This is a genomic window from Agrobacterium tumefaciens (genome assembly GCA_025559845.1).
Classification (GTDB): domain Bacteria; phylum Pseudomonadota; class Alphaproteobacteria; order Rhizobiales; family Rhizobiaceae; genus Agrobacterium.
On record CP048471.1, the window covers coordinates 147583 to 171246 of the forward strand.

19 protein-coding genes and 2 pseudogenes are annotated in these 23664 nt (G+C 56.7%); 9 read left to right on the top strand and 12 right to left on the bottom strand.

All coding sequences use genetic code 11. The annotated features are described in order from the left end of the window. Positions 1-91 precede the first annotated feature (91 nt). Positions 92-691: a hypothetical protein gene (locus FY156_28065; protein UXS05413.1), complete on the bottom strand. Its 600-nt coding sequence runs from the start codon at positions 689-691 to the stop codon at positions 92-94. A 21-nt stretch (positions 692-712) separates the two neighbouring features. Further along, positions 713-1030 carry a PepSY domain-containing protein gene (locus tag FY156_28070; GenBank protein ID UXS05414.1) on the bottom strand — a complete coding sequence of 106 codons (318 nt, stop codon included), beginning with the start codon at positions 1028-1030 and terminating at the stop codon, positions 713-715. 430 nt (positions 1031-1460) lie between these two features. On the opposite strand from FY156_28070, the gene FY156_28075 reads away from it, so the two are divergent. Further along, positions 1461-3608, top strand: coding sequence for a catalase (locus FY156_28075; protein ID UXS05415.1), 2148 nt, complete (start codon positions 1461-1463; stop codon positions 3606-3608). A 78-nt stretch (positions 3609-3686) separates the two neighbouring features. Here FY156_28075 and FY156_28080 read toward each other — a convergent pair whose 3' ends face one another. Continuing rightward, positions 3687-3956, bottom strand: a complete 270-nt coding sequence (locus FY156_28080; GenBank protein UXS05416.1) for a DUF1488 domain-containing protein — start codon at positions 3954-3956, stop codon at positions 3687-3689. After that, positions 3953-4231 carry a hypothetical protein gene (locus tag FY156_28085; protein ID UXS05417.1) on the bottom strand — a complete coding sequence of 93 codons (279 nt, stop codon included), beginning with the start codon at positions 4229-4231 and terminating at the stop codon, positions 3953-3955. Before FY156_28085 ends, FY156_28080 begins: the two co-directional genes overlap by 4 nt. Before the next feature lie 558 nt (positions 4232-4789). Here FY156_28085 and FY156_28090 point away from each other — a divergent pair. The 3 genes from FY156_28090 (at position 4790) to FY156_28100 (ending at position 6296) form a co-directional block, all read left to right on the top strand. Next, on the top strand, positions 4790-4999 hold the full coding sequence (locus FY156_28090; protein ID UXS05418.1) for a cold-shock protein: 210 nt from the start codon (positions 4790-4792) through the stop codon (positions 4997-4999). A 130-nt stretch (positions 5000-5129) separates the two neighbouring features. Then, positions 5130-5354: a hypothetical protein gene (locus FY156_28095; GenBank protein ID UXS05419.1), complete on the top strand. Its 225-nt coding sequence runs from the start codon at positions 5130-5132 to the stop codon at positions 5352-5354. A gap of 132 nt (positions 5355-5486) precedes the next feature. Further along, positions 5487-6296 (top strand): transglutaminase family protein, encoded by an 810-nt coding sequence (locus FY156_28100; protein ID UXS05420.1) that lies wholly within the window; start codon positions 5487-5489, stop codon positions 6294-6296. Between the two features lie 101 nt (positions 6297-6397). Here the strand turns inward: FY156_28100 and FY156_28105 are convergent. Together FY156_28105 and FY156_28110 are read right to left on the bottom strand one after the other, a co-directional pair. Then, a pseudogene (locus FY156_28105) lies at positions 6398-6520 on the bottom strand (ATP-binding protein). A 233-nt stretch (positions 6521-6753) separates the two neighbouring features. After that, positions 6754-7857, bottom strand: a complete 1104-nt coding sequence (locus tag FY156_28110) for a hypothetical protein (protein ID UXS05421.1) — start codon at positions 7855-7857, stop codon at positions 6754-6756. A gap of 871 nt (positions 7858-8728) precedes the next feature. On the opposite strand from FY156_28110, the pseudogene FY156_28115 reads away from it, so the two are divergent. Then, positions 8729-9312: pseudogene (locus FY156_28115) on the top strand (hypothetical protein). Positions 9313-9433: 121 nt separating this feature from the next. Here FY156_28115 and FY156_28120 read toward each other — a convergent pair. The 4 genes from FY156_28120 to FY156_28135 form a co-directional block, all read right to left on the bottom strand. Next, positions 9434-9718 (bottom strand): type II toxin-antitoxin system RelE/ParE family toxin, encoded by a 285-nt coding sequence (locus FY156_28120; protein ID UXS05422.1) that lies wholly within the window; start codon positions 9716-9718, stop codon positions 9434-9436. Continuing rightward, on the bottom strand, positions 9715-10023 hold the full coding sequence (locus FY156_28125) for a type II toxin-antitoxin system RelB/DinJ family antitoxin (GenBank protein UXS05423.1): 309 nt from the start codon (positions 10021-10023) through the stop codon (positions 9715-9717). The genes FY156_28120 and FY156_28125 overlap by 4 nt, the downstream gene beginning before the upstream one ends. 330 nt (positions 10024-10353) lie before the next feature. Continuing rightward, positions 10354-12246, bottom strand: a complete 1893-nt coding sequence (htpG, locus tag FY156_28130) for a molecular chaperone HtpG (GenBank protein UXS05424.1) — start codon at positions 12244-12246, stop codon at positions 10354-10356. 430 nt (positions 12247-12676) lie between these two features. After that, the gene (locus tag FY156_28135) at positions 12677-13591 is read right to left on the bottom strand and encodes a LysR family transcriptional regulator (GenBank protein ID UXS05425.1); all 915 of its coding nucleotides are present in this window, start codon (positions 13589-13591) and stop codon (positions 12677-12679) included. A 123-nt stretch (positions 13592-13714) separates the two neighbouring features. Here FY156_28135 and FY156_28140 point away from each other — a divergent pair, with 123 nt between their 5' ends. Genes FY156_28140 through pyk form a run of 4 tightly spaced genes read left to right on the top strand, consistent with a single transcriptional unit; the run spans position 13715 to position 18824 of the window. Then, positions 13715-15031 (top strand): MFS transporter, encoded by a 1317-nt coding sequence (locus FY156_28140; GenBank protein UXS05426.1) that lies wholly within the window; start codon positions 13715-13717, stop codon positions 15029-15031. Position 15032: 1 nt separating this feature from the next. After that, positions 15033-16121 (top strand): tartrate dehydrogenase, encoded by a 1089-nt coding sequence (locus tag FY156_28145; GenBank protein UXS05427.1) that lies wholly within the window; start codon positions 15033-15035, stop codon positions 16119-16121. Further along, entirely contained in the window at positions 16118-17386 is a 1269-nt protein-coding gene (locus FY156_28150; GenBank protein ID UXS05428.1) for a glycerate kinase, read from the top strand. Before FY156_28145 ends, FY156_28150 begins: the two co-directional genes overlap by 4 nt. A 10-nt stretch (positions 17387-17396) precedes the next feature. Then, positions 17397-18824 carry a pyruvate kinase gene (gene pyk / locus FY156_28155; GenBank protein UXS05613.1) on the top strand — a complete coding sequence of 476 codons (1428 nt, stop codon included), beginning with the start codon at positions 17397-17399 and terminating at the stop codon, positions 18822-18824. Between the two features lie 150 nt (positions 18825-18974). On the opposite strand, the gene FY156_28160 is transcribed toward pyk, so the two are convergent. Both FY156_28160 and FY156_28165 read right to left on the bottom strand, forming a co-directional pair. Further along, positions 18975-20126 (bottom strand): GGDEF domain-containing protein, encoded by a 1152-nt coding sequence (locus FY156_28160; protein UXS05429.1) that lies wholly within the window; start codon positions 20124-20126, stop codon positions 18975-18977. Positions 20127-20350: 224 nt separating this feature from the next. Continuing rightward, a complete protein-coding gene (locus tag FY156_28165) occupies positions 20351-23356 on the bottom strand; it encodes an autotransporter outer membrane beta-barrel domain-containing protein (GenBank protein ID UXS05430.1) in 3006 nt (1001 codons plus the stop codon). Positions 23357-23664: the final 308 nt, after the last annotated feature.

The window sequence follows — 23664 nt, forward strand, 5'->3', positions numbered from 1 at the left end:
TCTGCCTCGATGTATGTGAAGATGGCGTCGCGATCCGACGACCCCCTGGATTTGAAAGAAAAGGCCGGCAGATGCCAGCCTCTCTTCGTTGTTAGTTCTGGCGTCTGTAGCGCATACGCTCCTGTTCGATTTCAGCTGGTTCATAAGGATCCAGCGTGTCATCAAAGCGTGACCAGCCCTCTTTGGCATAGGCCTCACGGCGCTGATCGGGATCAACCCAGTTGGACTGGCGAAGGATGTCCTGCGCGTCCGCATAAAGGCTGTCTTCCACTTTCGCGGTTACCAGCGTGCCGCCGCGGCGAACGCCTTCCGCATAGACGTGAGCATAGTCTTCCGGGACGCCGGACTCCGTCAGCGCGCCGATAAGCCCGCCGGCGGCACCGCCTGCCACGGCACCGGCTACTGCGCCCGCCGCTGTTGCGGCAAGCCAGCCTGCGGCAACCACCGGTCCGACGCCGGGAATTGCCATGATGCCGAGGCCGGTGAGCAGACCGCCCACGCCACCAACGGCGGCGCCGATGCCGGCACCTGTGCCGGCGCCTTCAGTGGCATTTGTAGACTTGCCGTGGCGTTCATCTGCATTGTTGGACACGATGCTAATATCCGAGGATGGCACACCGCGTTCTTCGAGCGCGCTAACGGCCGCGCTGGCATCGGAGTAGTCGTCGAAAAGTCCTGTAACGATCTTCATAGGATTCTCCTGAAAATTGAATTATTTAGCGACAATGTTGCCCTGATAGTCGAGCGCGAGGCTTACCGGCTTGCCATCTTTCGAGGCCTTGGCCTGCCAGACACCCTTGTCATCCTTCATAAGGCCAGTGATATCGGTATATCCGGCTTCCGTGAGGCGTGTTTTCGCCTGTTCCTCGGTAAAACTGTTGGCGCCTTCGACAGGCGCTGTAGGATTCTTGGTCTGGGGCGTGGCCACGGCGGGCGTTTTCCCGTCGGTTGCCGGGGCGGGGGTGGTCTGTGCGAAGGCGGCAAGCGTCGAGGCGCCGACAAGCGCTGCGGCTAAGAGAAGTTTTTTCATGATTTTTTCCTCGTTGTAGCCTTTCGAGCAGGCTCCCACAACAAACACTATGCTCGCGGCATGGTTCCGCCGCCTTGCAAATAGAATTGGATGGCGTTTGCGTTTCCATGACGGTGAATGGCTTGCCGACCTGGTGCGTCGGGGCATTGCGGCGGGATGAAAATTATTTTGTCGCCGCAGGAACGTCGCTTCGGTTCGATGGTTCTCCAAGTCCAGCACTCAAAATTTGATCGGATTCCCAGATGCCTGCGGAAAAGACATTGCATGACGTGTTGCCTGACGGACTCGAGGGCATCGGCTGTTCCGCAAACCAGACACTGAAGGCCCAGCCGAAAATGGCGTGAGCCGCCCACTCTGTTCGGGCCGCCTTTCAAGGCGGCTTTTTCATTTCTGGGCCGCGATAGGCCCCTTCCAATTCAGGAGGCACACCATGACAAAGACGACCAACAGCAAAACACCGCAAGACAAGACCGAGACCGTCACTATTCACGACCAGAAGCTGGAGCGCGGCGCCGGCGGCGAGCTGCATCAGGCGGCCGAAACAGACGCGTCTGTGCTGACAACCGCCCAGGGCGGGCCGGTTGCCGACGACCAGAATTCTCTGCGGATCGGGGCGCGCGGGCCGCTGGTCGTGGATGATTTCCATTTCCGTGAGAAGATCTTCCACTTCGACCACGAGCGCATTCCCGAGCGCGTGGTGCATGCACGCGGTTACGGCGCGCATGGCTTCTTCGAGACCTTCGAATCCTTTTCTGCCTATACCAGGGCGGATTTCCTGCAGCGAGCGGGCGAAAAGACACCAGCCTTCGTCCGCTTCTCAACGGTTGCCGGCAACAAGGGTTCTGCCGACCTTGCGCGCGATGTGCGTGGCTTCGCCGTCAAGCTCTACACCCAGGAAGGCAACTGGGATCTCGTCGGCAACAATATTCCGGTGTTCTTCATTCAGGACGCCATCAAGTTCCCTGACCTGATCCATGCCGCCAAGCAGGAACCGGATCGGGCGTTTCCGCAGGCGCAGACCGCCCATGACACGTTCTGGGACTTCATCAGCCTGACGCCGGAAAGCATGCACATGATCATGTGGGCGATGTCGGACCGGACTATACCGCGGTCCTTCCGTTTCATGGAAGGTTTCGGCGTCCACACCTTCCGCCTGGTCAATGCCAAGGACGAATCGACCTTCGTCAAGTTCCACTGGAAGCCGAAGCTGGGGCTTCAGTCGGTCGCCTGGAACGAGGCGGTCAAGATCAACGGTGCCGATCCCGATTTCCACCGCCGCGACCTCTGGCAGGCCATTCAAGCCGGCAACTTCCCGGAATGGGAATTGCAGGTACAGCTGTTCGACCAGGACTTTGCCGACAGCTTCGACTTCGACGTCCTCGACCCGACAAAGATCATCCCCGAGGAAATACTGAAGCCGCAGCCGATCGGACGGCTGGTGCTTGACCGCATGCCCGACAACTTCTTCGCCGAGACCGAGCAGGTCGCCTTCATGACCCAGAACGTGCCGCCGGGCATCGACTTCAGCAATGATCCGCTGTTGCAGGGCCGGAACTTCTCCTATCTCGACACCCAGCTGAAACGGCTTGGCGGGCCAAACTTCACCCACCTGCCCATCAATGCGCCGAAGTGTCCCTTCGCGCATTTCCAGCAGGATGGCCACATGGCCATGCGCAATCCTGTCGGCAGGGCGAACTACCAGCCGAACTCGTTTGGTGAAGGTCCGCGGGAATCACCAAGCCGCGGCTATCGGCATTTTCCGGCGGAAGAACAGGGAAGCAAGGCGCGGCTTCGCCCCGAGAGCTTTGCCGATCATTACAGCCAGGCACGACAGTTCTATATCAGCCAGACACCACCCGAACAGCGTCACATCGTTGCCGCCCTGACATTCGAACTAAGCAAGGTGGAGACACCTGTTATCCGCGAACGCATGGTGTCGCATCTGATGAACATTGACGAGACGCTGGCAACCACCGTTGCGCAGAAGCTGGGATTCAAGTCGATGCCGAAGCCGGCGGATGCAGCCATGCCGACCCGTCAGGATCTGGAGCCCTCACAAGCGCTCAGCATCGTGGAGCGCGGCCCTAAGCGCTTCGAAGGCCGCAAGCTCGGTATCCTCGTCACCGATGGGGTCGATGCCAAGCTGCTGAATGGCCTGATATCGGCGATTGCCAAGGAGAAAGCCGTCTGCGAGCTGATCGCGCCGAAGGTCGGCGGCGTCACGGCCTCGGATGGAAGCTGGTTTGAGGCCCATCACATGATCGATGGCGGGCCGTCCGTTCTTTTCGATGCGGTCGCACTGCTGACCTCCGCCGAAGCGATAGACGATCTGGTCACTGAGGCAACGGCACGGGACTTCGTGGCCGATGCTTTCCAGCACTGCAAGTTCATCGGCTATGATCAGTCAGCGCTGTCCTTGCTGGAAAAAGCCGGCATTGCCGACGCTCTTGATGAGGGCACCGTTGCCCTCCCCGGGGAGGAAGGCCTCGCCGGCTTCGTATCGAACCTCGGCAAGCTGCGTGTCTGGGGTCGGGAACCTTCAGTAAAGCTCGGAAAGGCTCCGCCGCCAGTGAAATGAAATCACCAGCGGGCACGGCAGCGATGCCGCGCTTGGTGACGTCGGCACCTTCGGGAAACGAATAATATCTGGCGACAGTTAATCGAGGTCGGAGGCTGTCAGGATATTCATGTTTCGACGCGATTTGGCGTAGACCTTCTGTGCCGCGGCATAGATGGCCGTGCGCATCGCGTCGAAAGAGGAAAGGCACTGGGCTTCCGACATGCTCATGGCTTGTCCCCGGCCCTCGGCGAGCGCTTCGGCCTCGACAAAAAACCGGATTTCAAACATGCCGTCATAGCCGAAAAAGCGAACCGCTTTACGCACGTCGTCAAAACTGCGGGCCGTGTTGGGGAAAGCGAGCGTCATGACTTGCTCCCCGTGCGCTCTTTCCTGCGCAAGGCGTTGCGCCGGTTGAGGGACAGCATGCCATCGGTCGCTTCCGCTATGCTGAGATGGGTCAGCCTGCGGCGGCCGATGCGCACCGGCACGCCGGTGAAGACATGGTATATCGTCCAGCTTTTATCCCTCTCGATCCGTCTTCCATATTGGGTCTCGAGCGTATCGGAGACGGGAGCGCCGCCTTCGTTCTCCCAGGTCTCTATCCTTAGCGCCTGGCGCCGGTGTTCGTTACACGTTTCCATGGTGTTGCCTTTCGTATGGAACTGGCACGCGGATTTCGTTCGCGTGGAGCCCGTTTATTCTGCACCGCTATCGCCGCCGGACGAACGTTACGCGGAGGCATAAAGAAATGGCTGATGGTCTATGATCGCCGCTACCGGCACGCGCCTCTCGCGATGAGTCAAACTTCGCGGCATGGTCAAAAATGACACCGCAGCGCTTGCGCAAACATTTGCAATCGGACGAAGGGAAGAAGACGGCGCCTTTCTGACACCGCAGCGCCATGCGGCCAGCATGACGAAGCCTAACCATGCGCCCGGATTGCGCGGAAAACAAGGCGATGGAAGGCCACACGCCTTCTAGGAGGGAGACAACTTTGTGGCGAGATGAAATTTCGTCAAAAACCAATAGTTGACACTCCAGCAGAGCCAGGATATAAGGGGCAATCGAATTTGCTTGCTTAGCTCTGCTTGTCACGCGTATGGCACCGCGTTCTGAACGAACCTTTCCTTTCAAAATCGCTATTATCCTCCGCAGCGCATAAGTGCTGTGGTTTCTTTATCGCTATGAAAGGGTTCATCATGACCACTGGCACAGTTAAATGGTTCAATTCCACCAAGGGCTTCGGCTTCATTCAGCCTGACAATGGCGGCACCGATGCGTTCGTCCACATCTCCGCGGTTGAGCGCGCAGGCATGCGCGAACTCGTCGAAGGTCAGAAGATCGGCTTCGAGCTGGAGCGCGACAACAAGTCAGGCAAAATGTCGGCCTGCAATCTGCAAGCTGCCTAACGGGTCTGCGCTTCCCTTTGACCACGGATGTACTGGCACTGCCGGAAGCACACCAACCCAATCAAGGCCAGGCAAATTGCCTGGCCTTTTGTTTTTCGCTCGCTGGCCGAGCCCTATCACCGGAACACCCATGACAGAAAAATACAGTATTTCCCGCCAGAAGGCCGAACTCGCCTTCAGCCATATCCAAACACAGTTCTTCGCAAAGGAAAAAGCGCTTGAAGAGCTCGATTCCATTGCGCAATCCCGCGATGCAAAGACCCTGCGCCTTCGGGAAGCCCGTCTTGCGAAGGAATTATCGGATCGTACCGCCGCAACATCCGCTCTCCTTGCCAAACGCGCCCGCGCGCGCTGATCGATATCCGCGCCGTGATCGTCCTCCGCACAAGACCTGCCTTGACAACCTGACCACCGGCCGGAACGTCGCGAGCGTAAAAGCGTTGCAGACTAAAGGACATGACGATGGCTCTTTCAGGGACAGTGCTGCATGAAGATACGCGCCGGGTTCAATATTGCCTATGAATGCGAAAATGAGACGGCGATGCTGCTGGTTCTCAACATCCATCCCGACCGGCGCGCGGATTTGCTCACCGAACAGGTCCTGACCTTCGACCGGCCGATCGAGGCCTGGGGATATCTGGACATCTTCGGCAATGCCTGCAGCCGCATATCCGCACCGCTCGGACTGACGACGATCTCCACGCGCTTCGACATATATGACGGCGGCCTGCCGGATCCCGTTCCTGAAAACGCCTTCCAGCACGATATCAAGGATTTACCGGACGATGTTCTGGTGTTCCTGCTGGGCAGCCGCTACTGCGACACCGACCGGTTGGCGGACTTTGCGTGGAAAAACTTCTCCGCTACACCACTCGGCTGGCCCCGTGTTCAGGCGATCGTCGATTTCGTCCATTCCCATATTGTCTTCAACTACGAGAAAGCCGATCCGCTGAGGACGGCTTATGGCGGGTTCAACGACAGGACCGGCGTTTGCCGCGACTTCGCGCATCTTGCTATCACCCTCTGCCGCTGCATGAACATCCCGGCCCGCTATTGCACCGGTTATCTCGGTGATATCGGCGTGCCGACAGACCCCAACCCGATGGATTTCAGCGCTTGGCTTGAAGTCTATCTCAGCGGCCGCTGGTATACGGTCGACGCCCGTCACAACACGCCCCGCATCGGACGCATATTGATGGCGACAGGACGCGATGCCACAGACGTCGCGCTGTCCACCGCATTTGGACCGGCTGTGCTGAAGCGGTTCGAGGTGGTTACAGAAGAATTGGCTGGATAACGACCGGTAAAGCGCGAAGGTTCGCGCCTGCCTTTTTTGCCATGGCGCCTCTGCGGGCGATAAACGAAACATCCTGTCGCCCTAGAGCGAAAGAGCAGCTAAGATTCATTGACGGGCGTGTCGGCGAAGTCGAAGTCGTCGATGTCTTTTGCCAAAGGCAATTTGGCGATGCTGAGCTGGTAGCGGATGGACCGGGTCTGTTTCTCGAAGATCTCCGACTGCAGGAGTCCAGCGTGGCCCAAGCAGGTAACGAGTGCACGAGACTACCCGTCTTAGTTGATGCATGCAAAATCAGAAGCGGTGAGAGAGTTGGTGGCGAAGCTGTAAAATCGTATCCGATCATTCTTGGTAGCGGATAGCAATTCCGGTCTCTTGATGAGATTCGAACCCAAGCACCCCGACGGAATAATCCAGATCCAGTTTATTTCCTTTGTTTGACTGGATATCTACTTTCTTATCAATCGTTCTTTTCCCGTAAGAGGACTCGGGACTTTTCTATTTCATCAGCCGGTAGAATGCCGAACGTGCGATGGACGGACGGTTGATATTGCCTCTGGACGGCATCAACGCCCGCTGTGATCGCGCTTCTCCAAGATGGGCCTCTGCCCCATGCTTCGCGAAGAGCATCGGCCAGATCACGGCCAGCTCCGGTTTCCTGCAATGCCTCAAACAGCATTCCGGCCTGACGCAAGTCCTTTTCTTTCTTTGCCCTTCCACCGGCGTCATCTTGACGCCGACCGGCCACGATCAGTTTGTGAACGGCGAACCGTGATGGATCGGGCACCACGACCGAGACACCGGCACCATGCAGCAAGATCGTTCGCACCGGATCGCGGATGAGGAAGTCCATATATCGCAGAGGTTCGGCAGAGGCTCCGCCGAGAGCCGGCATTTGCGCCGGTTGATCCGCGTAATCTTCCGATCCCCGGTTTGTCGTCAGGAACTCTACTCGGTAACCGGTCGAGTTGCGGAAAGCATTGGAGCGAGGGGAGCCAGAAACATGAGGTACGGCCCGGAATGACGGATCGATGGACTGAAGTAGAGCGACAATCGGTGGAATTGAATCTTCGACCTCGCTCGAGATCGCGTAATCTTGAGCCAGATCCGCGTCACCTGTCAGGATCGCAGCCATAGGCAGGCGGATACCGAGATGGGCCGCATAACATTGGAACGCGACTGTGCCGACGAGGACACCACGGAGCCGGAATAACCCAGCCGATGCCAACGCTTCAACAACTGTGCCTGTGAAGCGATCCGGAGCAATTAGACCCGCTTCGCGCGTCAGTGCCGCCACTATCTTTCGCCGGTTCTGGTAATCGTCCTTTTCGCCCCTGAAGGCTTCAACCCGGGTTGTGATCTCGTGATCATCAGCAGGGCCGACATAGCGGCGCTTTTGACCACCTTTGCCATCCGGCTGGTCGAAATACCAGTATGAGCGGTTGTCGACCTTGACCGAGACAAAGCGACCAGTTGGGGGGAAATCGGCCGACCACTGCGCATCAAAAGTCCGTTGCTGTAACTCCGCGACCATCGTTCGGAACATGAGGTCGATTTGCTTCATCTGAGGCACCCTATAACATTTCCTCAAATCTAGTATAGTAAACCTATTTTCGCAAGCCGGACAACGGGAATACGACACAGACAGTTGAGATTTTCAACGGGCCAAAATCGTCAATCTTTCCAGGCGAACGTAATCTGCAACAATTGAAAAATTCAGCGTCACCTAAAAGGAACCATCAACCTCGTTATTCCAAAATAGTTTTTTGCTCTTGAAGAGAAGCGAACCAGACCTTATTCAGAGCATAGCGTCGAGCACGAGGGAGCCGACGCTCTTACCGATCGCGCACCTTAAGTCCATCTTCGGTTTCCGACTTATTCAGGCACCCTGTTCGGAAGCCCTTTGTCGTTTGGGTTCGGAGCCGGCGTCTCTCTTGTATCTCGCGGCGGATGTTGGCGAGCGTCCGGCTCGGCGGACGCCACCTGGTCCTCGGAAGAGCGGACAGGCTGCTCTTTAGGGTCGGTCGTCTTGGAGGGGGCCGAAATTTTCCTGGGCATGGTCAGTTCCTCTAGCTTCACCGACAAAAACTGGCGGGTCACACGGAAGGTTCCGAGTCCCGAAAGCGCTGCTTGGTTCGGAATCGATCTTACCGAGCTGATGAGGCGGGCCTCGTAGCAGGCGGGATCAATGGCCAGCGCCTTCGAATAAGCTGCCCGCCCCTCTTCGAGCAGCCCGCGACGCTGGAAAGCAAGATCTCGCGTGAGGTGAGCCTCGCCGTCGAAAAGTCGGCCACAGTAGCGGCGAAATAATCAGTCCGCGGGCGGAGTAAAAAAACCGGCCACGTATTTCCTTTCCGCAATGAGCGCAGGAGGGACAGGGAGCTATACCGTGGAACTTTATTTGTGGGTTCGCCTGGCTGTTTCCGAAGGGATGACGTGGCCACTATCCGACCTTAGAACGTCGGCTTCAGGATATGAAATGCGGTGAGCTGCGCTGGAGTGATGGCGACCATGGCTGGGAGGTCCTTATCCCATCGGTCGCGTTCAAAAACTCTGGCTCCTCCTTCTTCGGACAGAAACCGTTTCGGCTGGTACTGCCCGACCTTCTCGATCTCTACAAATACCTTGATGCCTATATCGACCGTCATCGTGGTGTCCTCCTTGGAGGAGCCAAAGATCCCGGAACCCTGTCCGTAAAGACGGTGAAGACCACCAGCATCGACGCAGCTTACAACTCGACCACATTCTACGAGGCTTGGAGAACCGTCATCCAACGCTATGGCATTTATAACCCTTATACCGGGCGAGGTGCCATCAAGGGCCTGCTGCCGCATGGACCGCATAACCTGCGGGACATTCTCGCGACGCATATTCTGAAGCAGACCGGATCCTACGAGCAGGCCAGCTACGCAATTCAGGATACCCCCGATGTCGTTCAGCAGCACTACGGTCGCTTTCTGCCGCAAGACAAGCCGCACTGGCTGCCAAGATTCTCAATCAGGTTTGGGAAGCTGCGTAAGATTGAATGAGATGCTCGGATCAGATCCCCATACCATGTTGCATCTGGACCGAGCCTCCTCCTCTCGCTCTTGACAGAAAGCGAACAGTTGGTCTCCTCGCGAGCGCGGTCATCAGCTTACCTACAGATATTCTGGCCATTCCCGCGCGCCATGAAGTACGCGAAGGATCCTAACTGTCGCCTCTGTCGTGGTGTACGCGGCAATGTAGGGCGTACCATTGATGACAAGTTCGAGTGTCCCTGCAATTCGACCCACGCGACCACTGGCAGGAAAATCGAGCAAACGACGGGTAGCAGAGACTATCCGTTCATCTATCAGAACGGCCGCTGCAGGATTATCGGCCTCGATGTATGTGAAGATGGTGTCTCGATCCGACAACGCAAACGCCGACCAAGCAAGATTCACGATTCTCGCGCACCGGCTTTAAGTCGGGCGGCCGCTCGACGCTTGGCAAAATGCGCCTCGACCTCGTCGTCTGATAAATCCGGGCGAGTATCGTTCAACGCTTCGAGAACCTTGGTACGAAACCAAGCGTCATGCGCTTCACTGCCAGAAAGCAATTCAAGAGGTAGTGCACCCTCGTTAGCAGTCCGAGTGAGCATAATACGAACCGCATCTGACACCGTGAGGCCCATGCTTTCAAGCACCTCAGAAGCGCGATCTCGAATTTTGGCATCAATACGTGTTTGAACAAGTGCGTTTGCGGCCATGGCAATCTCCAATATCTCGCTACACTGTAATTCATTTGCACGACATTTTCCAGATAAAGTTCATGCCGCCGTATCCACCACTGCTCTTTTAAGCTCTTGATGGGGGCCGAACCTTCGACCCGTAAAGAACAAACCAATCTAAAATTCAAAGATTCCAAAATAACAGAAGCTTAGTGGGCTGGTCACCTAGCGGCTGGCAATAACCTGGGATCATGATCTGAGAACCGCTGCCCATTCCCAGAGAATGCGAAACATTCAGCGATCGCGTTCATCAACCGCTGTTCTAAGGCATTATGGCGAGGCAACCGAAGACCGCCTCGCCAAGACCTTTTACTTGCTGTGCCCGATGGCCAGCGCAAACAGCCTTGCCTGTCGTTGGGCAAAAGCACGTGGGTTAGCTGGTCTATCCCCGTCGAGAATGCGCGCTTCATCGAGCAACAGCCACACCGCATCCTCGCGAAAGGCCAGATCGTCAAGCGATGCGATGGCTTTAACAAGCTCGTTCTGCGCGTTGATCTCTAGGATTGGCCTCAATGCGGTCTGTAAACGCCCCGCTCCTTGAAGGAGCTTTTCGAGCTGGCGATCGGGGCCATGTTCCGACGCGACGAGGCAGACCGCGCTTTCGGTCAACCGATCGGAAATACGTACGTCAGCGACCTCCTCACCAAGAGCGCTTCGCGCGAAATCGATGAACGCCTCGACTTCAGGAGAAGCTTGCCGGTCACGCTCATCGGTGCCGCCATCGCCGGTCACTGCGTTCAGATCGGCAAGGCCCTGGGTAACGGATTTGAACGGCTTGCCCTCGAAATCTGGGGAGTTAGTTGGCCAGAAATTATCTACGCCATCGGTCAGCAGAAGTACCTCTATCCCTTTGGCTCGAAAACCTTCGAGTTGCGGCGACGACCTCAGTTGGTCGAGATTAGAGCCGCTAATGTAATATATCGCCGACTGCCCTTCCTTCATTGCGGCAAGATAGTCGGCCAGGCTTCGAGTTGCCCCATCGGATACGGTACTCCGGAAGCGCGCCAGCTTCAGCAATTGCGCGCGCCGCTCGAAGTCCTCGTAGATACCTTCCTTGAGGATGGCGCCGAACAGATCCCAGACCTTGGAAAACGTCTCGCCTTCGCCTTCAGCCATCTTCTCCAGGGTGGAAAGGATCCGGCTCGTTACGCCCTTTTTGATAGCGGTTAGCACGGGACTTTCCTGGATCATCTCTCGGGAGATGTTAAGCGGGAGATCCGAGGTGTCGACGATGCCCCGGACGAACCGCAGGTAACGCGGCAGCAAGTCGGCTTCGTCAGTTATGAAGACGCGCTTCACGTAAAGCTTCATGCGACCCTGTCTGTCTGGGTCCAACAGATCGAATGGTTGAGAGCCCGGGATGAAGGCCAGCGTCGTATATTCGTGGCGGCCCTCAGCACGGAAATGCACGTTAGCTAGCGGCTCGTCGTACTGGCCCGAGACACTACGATAGAAATCATCGTAGTCTTGCTTGGATATCTCGTTCTTTGGCTTGATCCAGAGCGCTGCACCATCGGAGATCTGTGACGGTTCAGCGCCCTCTTTTTCAACGAGGCGGATAGAAACGGGTACGTGGCCGGATTGATCGCGAATAATCTTCTCGACTGTCCATTTGCTGGCATATTTCTTCGCATCGTCCATGAGATGGAGCACCACACGCGTGCCCCTTGCTGGCGCCGCGCCAAGATCGACCGGGACGATTTCATAACTTCCCTTGCCGTCGGACGACCATTGCCAAGCTTCGTCCTCACCAGCACGGCGGGAAATCACATCGACCCTTTCGGCGACCATGAACGAGGAGTAAAAGCCAACGCCGAACTGGCCGATCAATTCGGCCTTCTCTCCAGCCTTGGCAGCCTCAAGCCGCTCCATGAAAGCCTTTGTCCCGGAGCGCGCGATCGTGCCAAGCGCGTCGATCATCTCTTCGCGGTTCATGCCGATGCCGTTGTCCTCTATGACGAGCGCGGGCACCTCCTCATTGAGCGTCACGAGAATCGCGAGCTGGCCTCCATCCGACGAGAGCTGCGGCTTGGAAATCGACTCATACCGCAGCTTTTCGCACGCATCCGCCGCGTTCGAGATCAATTCCCGGAGGAACACATCTTTGTCCGAGTAAACCGAATGCACCATCATGTGCAAGAGCCGGCTGACATCGGCTTCAAACACGTGTTGCTCGGGCTGCCGCCCTTTAACTCTTGTCACTTATACCTCCATCGCAGATAAATCGGCGATGAAATGGTTTCTCTGGGATTAGAATTCAAGCGCTGTCTGCCGCTTGGCAAGCGTTGGAATAAAGTCTTTGGACGAAGACTGGATTCTTTGCATCAAATGCGGATCGGCCAATTTCCAAAACTCTTCGAGCCTCGCCAAGTGCCTCTGCGAAACGATCCGGGTTCTCGTTCTGTGGAAGACGAGTTTGCAGACTGAGTAACCTATCCCCCGCTATTGAGCGGATACGAAAGAGCGACTTGTTTCGCTTACGAATGAGGATCAACCGATTCAGAGATATCGCCCAACCTGTCGAAAACAGGGACAGGCGATCAAGTGTGCCGCAACATTCTGTTTCGGCTAATCGGCGGGCCGGCCGCAGCAAAACTCAAATTGGCTGGTTCGATGTACAGCTTGAACAAGTTCAGGCATTGGAGGCGTAGCGCTCAAGATTACCGTTCAGCACCTCCAGCATCTGGTCGCGGCGCGGATCCCGAACCGCCTTAACCCACGCAACGGCGAGTGGTAGGCGGTCAGACTTTCCTTTTTCTGTGACGCGCAAGGTGATATATTTGACGCCGTCCAGCACGAGTTTTGACGTCCACCGGGGCACCAGCGCCGAACCGATACCTGCGGCCACAAGATTGATGATCGTTTGCTTTTCATCGGCAACTTGGGCGATCCGGGGGCGAAGGCCCGCCTCTGCGAACAGGCCGAATGTCAGATCGTGGCTGTGTGGCCGTGCACGCCTTTCCGGAACGATAAGCGGTTCGTCGGCAAGATCGCTTATAGAAATCTCCTCCTGTTGCGCAATCATGCTATCAGCTGGCACGGCAACGACGACAGTTTCCGAAAACAACCTTTTTATAGAGAGGTTGCGACTGAGCTTTTCGCGCGGCCTGATCAAAATCAGGTCGAGTCGGCCAGCAAGAAGTTTCGGTATCAACCGGATTGACTTATCCTCGACCAGTTGCGTCATCGTCTCAGGTGATCGAAGACGGAAATCGTGCAAAAGTTGAGGAACAAGACCTGCGGCCGCGGTGTCGATCGCACCAATACGCAGGACGTGAGCGGGAGATTGGCGTGAGGTTCGAAAGCGATCCGCCACAGCCTCTAGCCGGCTGATAATAGGCAGAACCTCTTTCAACAGGATTACCCCGTCTTCCGTCAGCTCGACGCTTCTTGTCGTGCGGGAAAGAAGTCGCGTCCCCAGCGATTCCTCGAGCAGGCGCACGTGCCTTCCGAGGGAAGCAGGCAAAATACCCGTCTTTTGAGCAGCCTTGCCGAAATGCAGTTCCTCAGCAACCGCGACAAAACATCTTAATTGTTCGAGTTCCATGGACGCCTCATAATATCATTTAATTATATAATTACTTGAACGTAGGATTTTCTCAAGCGGCGGCATACGGTTTGTGGATGGCGCAGGAGGATGCGTCTCATCGAACATCGGGAGGAGCTTGCTATGTCCAGCGAGTTGGAAACGCGCGTCCTGCGCAAAATTACGTGGCGCATCGTGCCATTCATCATGGTTCTCTATCTGATTGCCTTCATCGACCGAGTGAACATCGGCTTCGCTGCCTTGACAATGAACCAGGATCTTGGGTTCTCATCGACTGTCTTCGGGATGGGCGCCGGTATCTTCTTTCTGGGATACTTTCTTTTCGAAGTTCCCTCGAACCTTATTCTCGACAAGGTGGGCGCTCGCATCTGGATTGCCCGCGTCATGATTACTTGGGGTATCATCTCGGGTGCCATGGCTCTCGTTCAGGGCACGACAAGCTTCTACACGCTGCGCTTCCTACTCGGTGTGGCGGAAGCCGGATTTTTCCCCGGTATCATTCTTTATCTTAGCTACTGGTTCCCTGCCCGTCGAAGAGCCGCAGTAACGGCGATGTTCATGGCTGCTGCACCTCTTGCGACAGCTATCGGCTCCCCAATTTCCGGCGCGCTGCTCGAAATGCATGGAATTTGGGGACTGGCTGGCTGGCAGTGGATGTTTATCATCGAAGCTGTTCCCGCCGTCATTTTTGGTGTCGTGGTCCTCTTTTATCTGACGGACCGCCCAGAAAAGGCCAAGTGGCTCACCGATGAGGAGCGTAACTGGCTCGTCCAGACCATGGAGCAGGAACGTGCGGGCAAGCCGAAGGCAAGCCATAGCATTTGGGCCGGTCTTGCTGATTTCCGCGTGCTGGCACTGGCGCTCGTATACTTCGGCACCTCCGCAGGCCTCTACACCCTCGGCATCTGGTCCCCACAGATCATCAAAAGCTTCGGGCTCTCGTCGCTGCACACGGGCTTGATCAACTCCATACCGGCGGTGTTTGCAGTTGTGGCTATGATCCTCTGGGCACGCCATTCTGACAAGAGGAATGAACGTACCTGGCACGTTGTCGGCGCCTGCCTGCTGGCATCAGCTGGCCTTGCCTTCGCCAGCGGCGCAACCACAGTCTTCGCCGTCCTCGTTGCGCTTACACTGGTCAATATCGGTATCAGCGCATCAAAGCCTCCTCTTTGGAGCATGCCAACCCTGTTCCTGTCAGGCCCGGCTGCTGCTGCAGGCATTGCCACCATCAATTCGATCGGCAATCTCGGAGGCTTCGTTGGCCCCTCTATGATCGGATGGATCAAGGACACGACCGGAAGTTTTGCTGGCGGTCTCTACTTCGTGTCGGCGCTCCTCGTCGTTTCCGCTGGCGTCACATTGATCCTTGCTCGTGGCGCTACGAAACAAGCACCCTCCCCAGCGTCCACCCAGAACAAAATTCAGATTGGAGAATAACATGCGTGAATACAAGATTGCCGCCATCCCCGCCGATGGTATTGGTCCGGAAGTGATTGCGGCAGGACTTCAGGTTCTGGAAGCGCTCGAGAAGCGCAGCGGCAACTTCAAGATCCACTCCGAGACCTTCGACTGGGGTTCGGACTACTACAAGAAGCACGGCGTCATGATGCCGGCCGATGGCCTCGAGCAGCTCAAGACGTTCGATGCGATCTATTTCGGTGCCGTCGGCGCCCCCGACGTTCCAGACCACATCACCCTCTGGGGGCTGCGCTTGCCCATCTGCCAGGGCTTCGACCAGTATGCCAACGTGCGCCCCACCAAGATCCTGCCGGGCATCACCCCGCCCCTGCGAAATTGCGGCCCTGGCGACCTGGATTGGGTGATCGTGCGTGAAAACTCGGAAGGCGAATATTCCGGTCATGGCGGACGTGCCCACAAGGGTCTGCCGGAAGAAGTCGGAACGGAAGTCGCCATCTTTACCCGCGTCGGCGTTACCCGCATCATGCGATATGCCTTCAAGCTGGCCCAGTCCCGCCCACGCAAGCTGCTCACTGTCGTCACCAAGTCCAACGCACAGCGCCATGGCATGGTGATGTGGGATGAGATTGCCGCCGAAGTCTCCAAGGAATATCCAGATGTCACCTGGGACAAGATGCTGGTGGACGCCATGACCGTGCGCATGACGCTGAAGCCCGAAACGCTCGACACCATTGTCGCTACCAACCTGCATGCCGACATCCTGTCCGACCTCGCCGGTGCGCTGGCCGGTTCGCTTGGTGTCGCACCGACGGGCAATATCGATCCGGAGCGTCGTTTCCCGTCGATGTTCGAACCGATCCACGGTTCGGCCTTCGACATCACCGGCAAGGGGATCGCCAACCCAATCGCGACATTCTGGACCGCAGCGCAGATGCTCGAACATCTCGGCGAGCAGGAAGCCGCAGCGCGCCTGATGGCAGCTGTGGAACGGGTGACTGAGGCGGGCATTCTCACTCCTGATGTCGGAGGTACCGCTAACACGAAACAGGTAACGGACGCAGTCTGCGAAGCGATCGCAGGCTCGAATATTCTGGTCGCTGCCGAATGACCTGGGATGATGTGTCCGCCCGCAAGGTGCTGCGTCGAATTTTCGACGCAGCCGTAGAGAGTGCCGATCCGGCCAAAGTGGTCGCGACACATCTCCCTGAACCTCCTAAAGGCCGCTGTATCGTCGTCGGCGCAGGCAAGGCATCGGCAGCAATGGCAGCTGCGCTCGACACAGCCTGGGGTGATGTAGAGCTCACGGGACTTGTCGTCACCCGTTATGCCCACGCGGTTCCCGCCGGCCGGATAGAAATCATCGAGGCAGCTCATCCTGTCCCCGATGAGATGAGTGTCGAAGCCGCAAGGCGCATTCTCGGATCTGTCGAAAACCTCAGTGCAGATGATCTGGTCATCGCCCTCATTTCGGGCGGTGGCTCCTCTCTTCTGGTTTCGCCCGCTGGCAACATGACGCTTGCCGATAAACGAGCTGTCAATCAGGCATTGCTTGCAAGCGGCGCAACCATTTCGGAAATGAACACGGTTCGCAAACAGCTTTCCAATATCAAAGGCGGAAGGCTGGCGCAGGCAGCATATCCCGCAAAAGTGATCACGCTGGTCATATCTGACGTACCGGGTGATGACCCTTCGGAGATCGCATCGGGACCAACCGTTACCAACGACACCACGATCGAGGACGCCAGGGAAATCGTTGCTCGTTACGGGCTGAAACTTCCTGTTGCGGCACAGGACGTGCTTGCACAGGGCTGTTCGCTCGATGCATCCCGTCCCATGAATGCCGAAGTGCGGCTGATCGCATCACCATCTATCGCGCTGGAGGCTGCGGCAGACGTTGCGAAAGCCAACGGTTTGCAGACGCTCGTTCTCGGCGACGCGCTAGAGGGCGAAGCGCGTGAAGTCGGTACCCTCTTTGCAGGCATCGCAAAATCAGCCAAAGTGAAAGGGCTTCCCATCTCCGGTCCTGCGGTCATTCTCTCTGGCGGAGAGACGTCTGTTTCATTGCCCAAGGGATCGACCGGTCGCGGCGGTAGAAATACCGAGTTCCTTTTGAGTATGGCTATTGGCTTGGACGGATCAAAAAATATCTGGGCCATCGCAGGTGACACAGACGGCATCGACGGTGTGGAGGACGCTGCTGGCGCCATCGTTACGCCGGAAACATTGTCGCGTATGCAGGCGGCTGGTATTGCACCACGCGCCGCCCTTTCCGCACACGATAGCTACACCGCCTTCAAGGCCGCAGGCGATCTGGTCGTAACCGGCCCGACGCTTACAAACGTCAACGATATACGTGCAATTTTGATCGGTTAAATCCATGTTCATTCGCAGCAATCGTCGGGCCAAGATCGTCGCTACGGTCGGGCCATCCTCAAACTCGGCCGAAAAACTGCGCGAAATGTTTCTCGCGGGCGTCGATACTTTTCGGCTCAATTTCAGCCATGGCACCCACGAGGATCACGCCGCCTCCTTCCGCCGTATCAGGGCGTTGGAGAAGGAGCTGGGAACCTCCATCGGTATCCTTCAGGACTTGCAGGGCCCCAAAATTCGCATCGGCGTTCTGAGCGAAGGGAAACTTGCTCTCCCAAAGGGAGCGGCTGTCCGTTTTCTTTGCGGTACCGAGCCCGGAAAAGGTTTACTCGACATTCCGCTCCCACATCGCGAAATCTTCGCGGCCGTCAAGCCCGGGGATGATCTTCTTATCGATGACGGTCGGGTTCGCGTGCGCACCACAGGTGTGAGCGATGAATATATTGATGCTGATGTTATCGTTGCCGGGCCGATCTCGAACCGCAAAGGCGTCAACATACCCGGAGCGGTTCTGGATATCTCGCCGCTCACGCCAAAAGATCGCCGTGACCTGGAGTTCGGTCTAGAGCTTGGCGTAGACTGGGTAGCACTATCCTTCGTGCAAAAGGCCCGAGACATGATCGAAGCTCGCTCCCTCGTAAGTGAGCGCGCAGGATTGATTGCCAAGATCGAAAAGCCGTCCGCGCTTGACGAAATCGATGACATCATCCGGCTTTCCGACGGGATCATGGTTGCGCGTGGCGACCTCGGCGTGGAAATTCCGCCTGAGGAGGTGCCCGGACGCCAGAAAGAGCTTATCCGTGCCTGCCGCATGGCGGCAAAGCCGGTTATCGTCGCAACGCAGATGCTGGATTCAATGGTGTATTCGCCGACGCCAACCCGCGCCGAAGCTTCGGATGTTGCGGGCGCGATCTACGACGGCGCAGATGCAGTGATGCTTTCCGCCGAATCGGCGACAGGCTCCTACCCTGTCGAAACCGTCGAGATCATGAGCCGGATCATCGAAAAAACTGAGAAGCACAGGCTTTACCGGCCCATCGTCGAGGCGACCGAGCCTGAGCTGACGCAGACACCTCCGCATGCGGTTGCGCAGGCAGCGGCCGGAGTGGCGATTTCACTTCGGTCTCCCTTGATTGTTGCCTTTACCCTGAGCGGAGCAACGGCATCGCGGATCTCCCGGGCGCGTCCACCATTGCCCATACTTGCGCTAACTCCTTCCGAACAAGCCACTCGCCAACTCGCACTTTTTTGGGGAGTTGTCGCGGTTAGAGCCACAACAGTTGCAAATTACAAACAGTCCATCGACAACGCAAAACGCGCAGCAAGGGAAACAGGTCTTACAAAGTCGGGGGACCAGATCGTTATTGTTAGCGGCTTCCCGTTTGCAACACGAGGCAGTACCAACAATTTACGCGTAGTGGAGGTCGGGACGGCTTCGTAACAGCTCTGTCTGCGAGCCCGCGACGTTCAATCGGTTATGAGTTCATAGCAAAGCTCTTGAAGGGATAGGAATGTCTGACACATTAGTTCAGCTACTTGCTGACTTAGCGCAGATCGGACGATTTCCGGTCATAGAATGCTTTCGGCGCCTTTAGTAAAGGCCACTCGACTCCGCCTGCCTAATGCAATCGCGCCCATCGCTTTTTGCTTGGTAAAGTGCGCGATCAGCACGATCCATCAAGGCAGCTAAGTCCTCCCCTTTGTGCGCTACCGCAACCCCAAAGCTTGCCGTTGGAGTGAATTCGTTTGAAAGGATACCGGGCGATATTTCTTTGAAGGCGAGCCGGACGACCTCAGCAAGAGCCGAAGCTGTAGCGGCCTGGCCCGGTGCGAGCAAGATCGCGAACTCCTCACCGCCCAAGCGGCCGACGATCGCATCGTTGGGAGCGTTACCCTTGAGAATTTCGGAGAAAGCTCGAATGACGCGGTCTCCACCGCTGTGTCCAAAGCGGTCATTGATTGACTTGAAGTAATCGAGGTCGCTCACGATCACAGACACCCGTGCATCCGCGGACTGCCGCGCGATAGCGTTGAGTGCACGCGGCTCGAAGCCGCGACGATTAAGTAATCCCGACAAGGCATCGATCTGGGCATCCGACTTGATGCTGTCCAACACGTCACTTGCAATCACCGCGAATATACCTACGGCTGTCATTGCGCAAATAAGTGCGTCCGATATAGAGACAACGAGCCAATAAGCTCCTTCGAACCCTCCCTCTACGTTACCCGAAGCAAGCAAGAAAAGAGGGCGGAGAAGAAAGCCTCCGCACGAAATTATAATCAGACCGAAAAGTACCTGCTCGACCGGAGTGCGATCTCGAGCCTTTGCTACATCAAACAGCATCACAAGACCAACCGCCGCGAGCCCACCGTTCAGGAAAATGACTCGCATAAGCAGGCTTTGCTCCACAAACTGATGATAATAGAGAGCGCTCAATGCAAGTGCGGCGATACTCAAGACAGCGAGATATCTTGGTCGTTGTGCGCGCCTGATGGACAGTCCAATAGACAGTAATACCATGGAGGACATCAAGAATACGTTGGCCAGCAACCGTAGTAGTGGATCCCCGAGCGAAAAGGCAAAATAGAATATGACGAAACACAGTGCTCTCACCGAATATGAAAGAGCGAAGATAGCAATATAGGTAAGATGCCTGTGGTGGTGCCAGAGCACGAACATCGATATGCAAAACAGTGCAGACATGCCCGTATTCAACAGGCCTATGACGTCTTGATAACTCATATCTGACCGCCCATGGTGCCCGCCCTACGCACCTATATCGCACTCTTCAAAGTTGCGATAACACGGCTCTTGTAAATATCGGGTAAACCTGGCGCACCATGGGCAAGGCTTGGTTGATCTCGGCTAACAACCCGCTTCGCGGCTTCTATAGCGAGGCATCCGCGGTGACGCCTTTTCTTCCCTGACGTCTATAGAAGGTGATCTCACATGGCTCCGATCGTCCTTTAAAACTTCACCGTGAACCCAATCGTGCCATTGAAGCTGGTATTGCCGGAGAGATCAGCCAGACTGGTGTTGATGCCCGCCTGCCCGTGCACGGCATATCTTTCGTTATCCCAGGCATAGGTGCCGCCAAGGCCAAGCCCGCCCCAGAGACGTTCCTGCGAGTTACGGAATGACACGCCGGCGACGTCCGTTCTCGCATCAGGCGACAGGTCATAATAAAGATTGGCAATGCCATATGCCTGCAGGCGGCTCCGCACACCGGCCTCATCCGTCCAGCTGTTTTCATAATCCGATGACAGGCCTAGACGTAGCGTCAAATCATTGTCCCTGCCCAGAGATACGGCTGAACCAAAGGCATCGGTAAAGTCGCGGTAGCTCAGGCCGGAAAAGCTGAGCTGCGCCTGCGGGGTCAGGCTCCAGCCGGGACCGACGGCAATCTGCTGGCCTGCCTCGACACCCAGCGCATAACCAAAACCATTAATCCCCGAGGCAAGCCGGGTGGCTGCGGTGGTGGAGTTGAGGTCATTGTCAAACCAGGTGAGGTTAAGATGACCATCGACATAAAAGCCGCCATTGCCATACCAGGTCAACGTGCTGCCAAGGCCGTAACCATTGCTGCTGATGGTGCCATTGCCGTATGCCGAGGTGATGTCACCATTGATGGTGCCGTAACGCACGGACAAGCCGCCAACCAGATTGCCACCCGTTGATGACATGAGTTCAATGTCGGTCCCGGCCTGTAGCTGCCAGGTATCAACGGTGTAGTCTGCACCTGTAGTGGAGGAATGCGGTGACAGGCGATCATGTTGGCCGACTATGCGGCCCCAAACGCCGTAACCACCACCATCAGAACCCTGCCCGGTATTGGCGCTTTTGTCGCCGCTGACGCTCCAGACACGGCTTCCGACACGCTGTTGCAGTGTATCCAGCGAATTGAAGCGCTGCAGCACGGAGGAATAGGCCTCGTAAACCGGTGCACCGGCTTGATAAAGCGGCGTGCCTGACGACAACAGGGTCGAGCGCAGATACCAGTCACCGTCTGCTGGGGTGCTGACACCGCCCTGATACAGCCGGTAGGCATAAGCACCGGCGACCACGGCCTGATCACCTTCAAAAACATAACTGCCGAGTAAAGAGAACGTGCCGGCGGAGCTGCCGCCGACGTCGATGATCTTGATGCCTTCTACTGTCTGATCACCGGTGCCACCAACATTGATGACACGCACATTGGTGGTGCCAGATGTGTTCCCCGTGATAATCAACTGGTCGGTAGAAGACGTATCGTCGCCCAGCACGGTTTCAATTTCCAACGCGCCGCTGTTTCCGATATAGTCCCCCGCAACCGTCAATGTGCCGATGGAGTTGCCCGGTGCAATGGTACCGCCGGCAAAGTTGGTTGTGGTGCCCACCTGCCCGATACCCTGAAGACGGCCGCCATGCACCTCCATGGTGCCGCCGAGCGTGTTGTTGACCGACAATATGCCATCATAAACGCCTGATACGCCATGCAATGCTGAATTGTTGGCGGTGAGAATTGTCTGGCCGGAGCCGACCTGCTGCACGCCGCCGGAACCACTTATCGTGCCACCGAATGTCACCGAATCAGAGCGGTTAAAGGCTAAAATACCATCATTGGCAACGTCCCCCAAAATGCTCCCTGTCGTGCCATTGTTGCCCAGCCGCAGCGTACCGTCCGCAATTATCGTACCGCCGGTGTAACTGTTCGTACCGGTCAGGGTCAAAGTGCCCGAACCCTGTTTGGTCAAGGCACCAGTACCGGTGAGTTCAGGAGCAACGCCGATGTTGTAACCGTTGGTGTCAAAGAAAGCGCCATTGGCGTCCAACAGCACCTGCTGGCTGCCAAAACCGGTGAAAAAAGCACTGTTGTTTCTGGTTGCCCTGATGATACCGCCATCCAAGGTGACATTGGCGGTGCCCATGCCGCCGCGAACAAAATTGGTCTCCAGCACGCCGCGCGCGCCAACTGTGCCGTTTATATCCAGGGCGCCGACTGCGGTCGACGAGGAAATGCCAAGCCAGACACCATCCCGCACATAAACGCTTGCGCCATCTTCAATGGTGATGTCGCCCAGGCCGTAGTTGCCTAGATTGAGATTATAGTCGCCGATGGACCAGCTGGATCCGGCACCAGTAACGGTTACGCTTCCGAAACCCGCAGCACCGGCACCAACATATCCCTGCTGGCTGGATACCGTCGCACCATCTTCAATTCTCAAGGTGCCACTGGCATAACTGCCAACAGTGAGCTGGTCGGAAATGCTCCAGCTAGAGGAGGTGCCGGAAACAGTAGCGGAACTTGTGTCGGTGTCTCCGATAGTGGCAAGTCCGCTGGACACTTGTCCGCGATCTTCAATTCTCAGGATGCCGTTGCTGACGGTGATGCGGCCTGCATTTTCCCAGGATGAGCCGTCGCCGGACACCAAGACTTTGCCCTCGTTGGTGCCACCGATATAGGTATCGGCATTAACGATGAGTTTGCCGCCGAAAAGAACTTGCAAGTCGCCATCGCCGCTGTCGCCAACCCCGAAATAATCATTGCTGGTCCAGGTTGATGCGTTGCCAAAACCATCTGTGCCCGAGACAAGGGCGACGCCATCCACCACGCCGCTGGAATTGGTGACACTGGCCCCGCCGGTGACATTGAGCGTCCCGTCGACTACCCGTGTTTCGGCAGCGCTCAGAGTTGAAGCCCCACCTGCCACTGTCAATGTGCTGGTAGCTTCCACGGAGACAGAGTTAGCGGTAGCGGCGCCTGAAAGGCTCACGGTGCCCGGCGCGATAACAACATCGGCCGAAAAATCCGGAACGGCGTTGGAACTCCAGTTGCCGGCATCAAACCAATCGTTATTGCCCGCACCGCCCGTCCAGTCAGCCGCCGTCACCGAAACCGGTACCGCCGCGAAGGCCAGAACGAGCGGTGCGGTGGACAAAAGCAGGCGTTGATAGGACGGCAGAAGTTGGCGAAAGGCTTGACGCTTTGGCATGGCGACCCCGAGAAGAGAGGGTGTGATGATTGTCAAAGCATTAAAAAAGATGATTAATATCTACCTAATATTCCCGTCAAAGCAGCAAAAATCTTGAGGACACGCAGTTGGCAGCAGCCTCCTCACCGCCCGTCCATTTCCTGACATGCAGTCCATGATCAAGCCACTGCGCCAGTGATACAAAGGCTCCGACCTAGGTATTAGCGGCGCGCAGGGCCTGACGAGTTCGTTTTTGACTCGTCCTATACACCGGAATTGATATCCTTTAAGGTCTTTAACAGAATCGAACCGGCGACACTGCTTTTAAC

What these genes read in the sequence shown, in the direction of transcription:
- FY156_28110 (UXS05421.1), bottom strand. Translation starts at nt 7,857, where the DNA reads ATGAAGCAAATCGACCTCATGTTCCGAACGATGGTCGCGGAGTTACAG.
- FY156_28145 (UXS05427.1), top strand. Translation starts at nt 15,033, where the DNA reads ATGCGTGAATACAAGATTGCCGCCATCCCCGCCGATGGTATTGGTCCG.
- FY156_28070 (UXS05414.1), bottom strand. Translation starts at nt 1,030, where the DNA reads ATGAAAAAACTTCTCTTAGCCGCAGCGCTTGTCGGCGCCTCGACGCTT.
- FY156_28140 (UXS05426.1), top strand. Translation starts at nt 13,715, where the DNA reads ATGTCCAGCGAGTTGGAAACGCGCGTCCTGCGCAAAATTACGTGGCGC.
- FY156_28125 (UXS05423.1), bottom strand. Translation starts at nt 10,023, where the DNA reads ATGGCCGCAAACGCACTTGTTCAAACACGTATTGATGCCAAAATTCGA.
- FY156_28165 (UXS05430.1), bottom strand. Translation starts at nt 23,356, where the DNA reads ATGCCAAAGCGTCAAGCCTTTCGCCAACTTCTGCCGTCCTATCAACGC.
- FY156_28075 (UXS05415.1), top strand. Translation starts at nt 1,461, where the DNA reads ATGACAAAGACGACCAACAGCAAAACACCGCAAGACAAGACCGAGACC.
- FY156_28090 (UXS05418.1), top strand. Translation starts at nt 4,790, where the DNA reads ATGACCACTGGCACAGTTAAATGGTTCAATTCCACCAAGGGCTTCGGC.
- FY156_28065 (UXS05413.1), bottom strand. Translation starts at nt 691, where the DNA reads ATGAAGATCGTTACAGGACTTTTCGACGACTACTCCGATGCCAGCGCG.
- FY156_28135 (UXS05425.1), bottom strand. Translation starts at nt 13,591, where the DNA reads ATGGAACTCGAACAATTAAGATGTTTTGTCGCGGTTGCTGAGGAACTG.
- FY156_28160 (UXS05429.1), bottom strand. Translation starts at nt 20,126, where the DNA reads ATGAGTTATCAAGACGTCATAGGCCTGTTGAATACGGGCATGTCTGCA.
- FY156_28095 (UXS05419.1), top strand. Translation starts at nt 5,130, where the DNA reads ATGACAGAAAAATACAGTATTTCCCGCCAGAAGGCCGAACTCGCCTTC.
- FY156_28100 (UXS05420.1), top strand. Translation starts at nt 5,487, where the DNA reads ATGAAGATACGCGCCGGGTTCAATATTGCCTATGAATGCGAAAATGAG.
- FY156_28150 (UXS05428.1), top strand. Translation starts at nt 16,118, where the DNA reads ATGACCTGGGATGATGTGTCCGCCCGCAAGGTGCTGCGTCGAATTTTC.
- FY156_28085 (UXS05417.1), bottom strand. Translation starts at nt 4,231, where the DNA reads ATGGAAACGTGTAACGAACACCGGCGCCAGGCGCTAAGGATAGAGACC.
- FY156_28080 (UXS05416.1), bottom strand. Translation starts at nt 3,956, where the DNA reads ATGACGCTCGCTTTCCCCAACACGGCCCGCAGTTTTGACGACGTGCGT.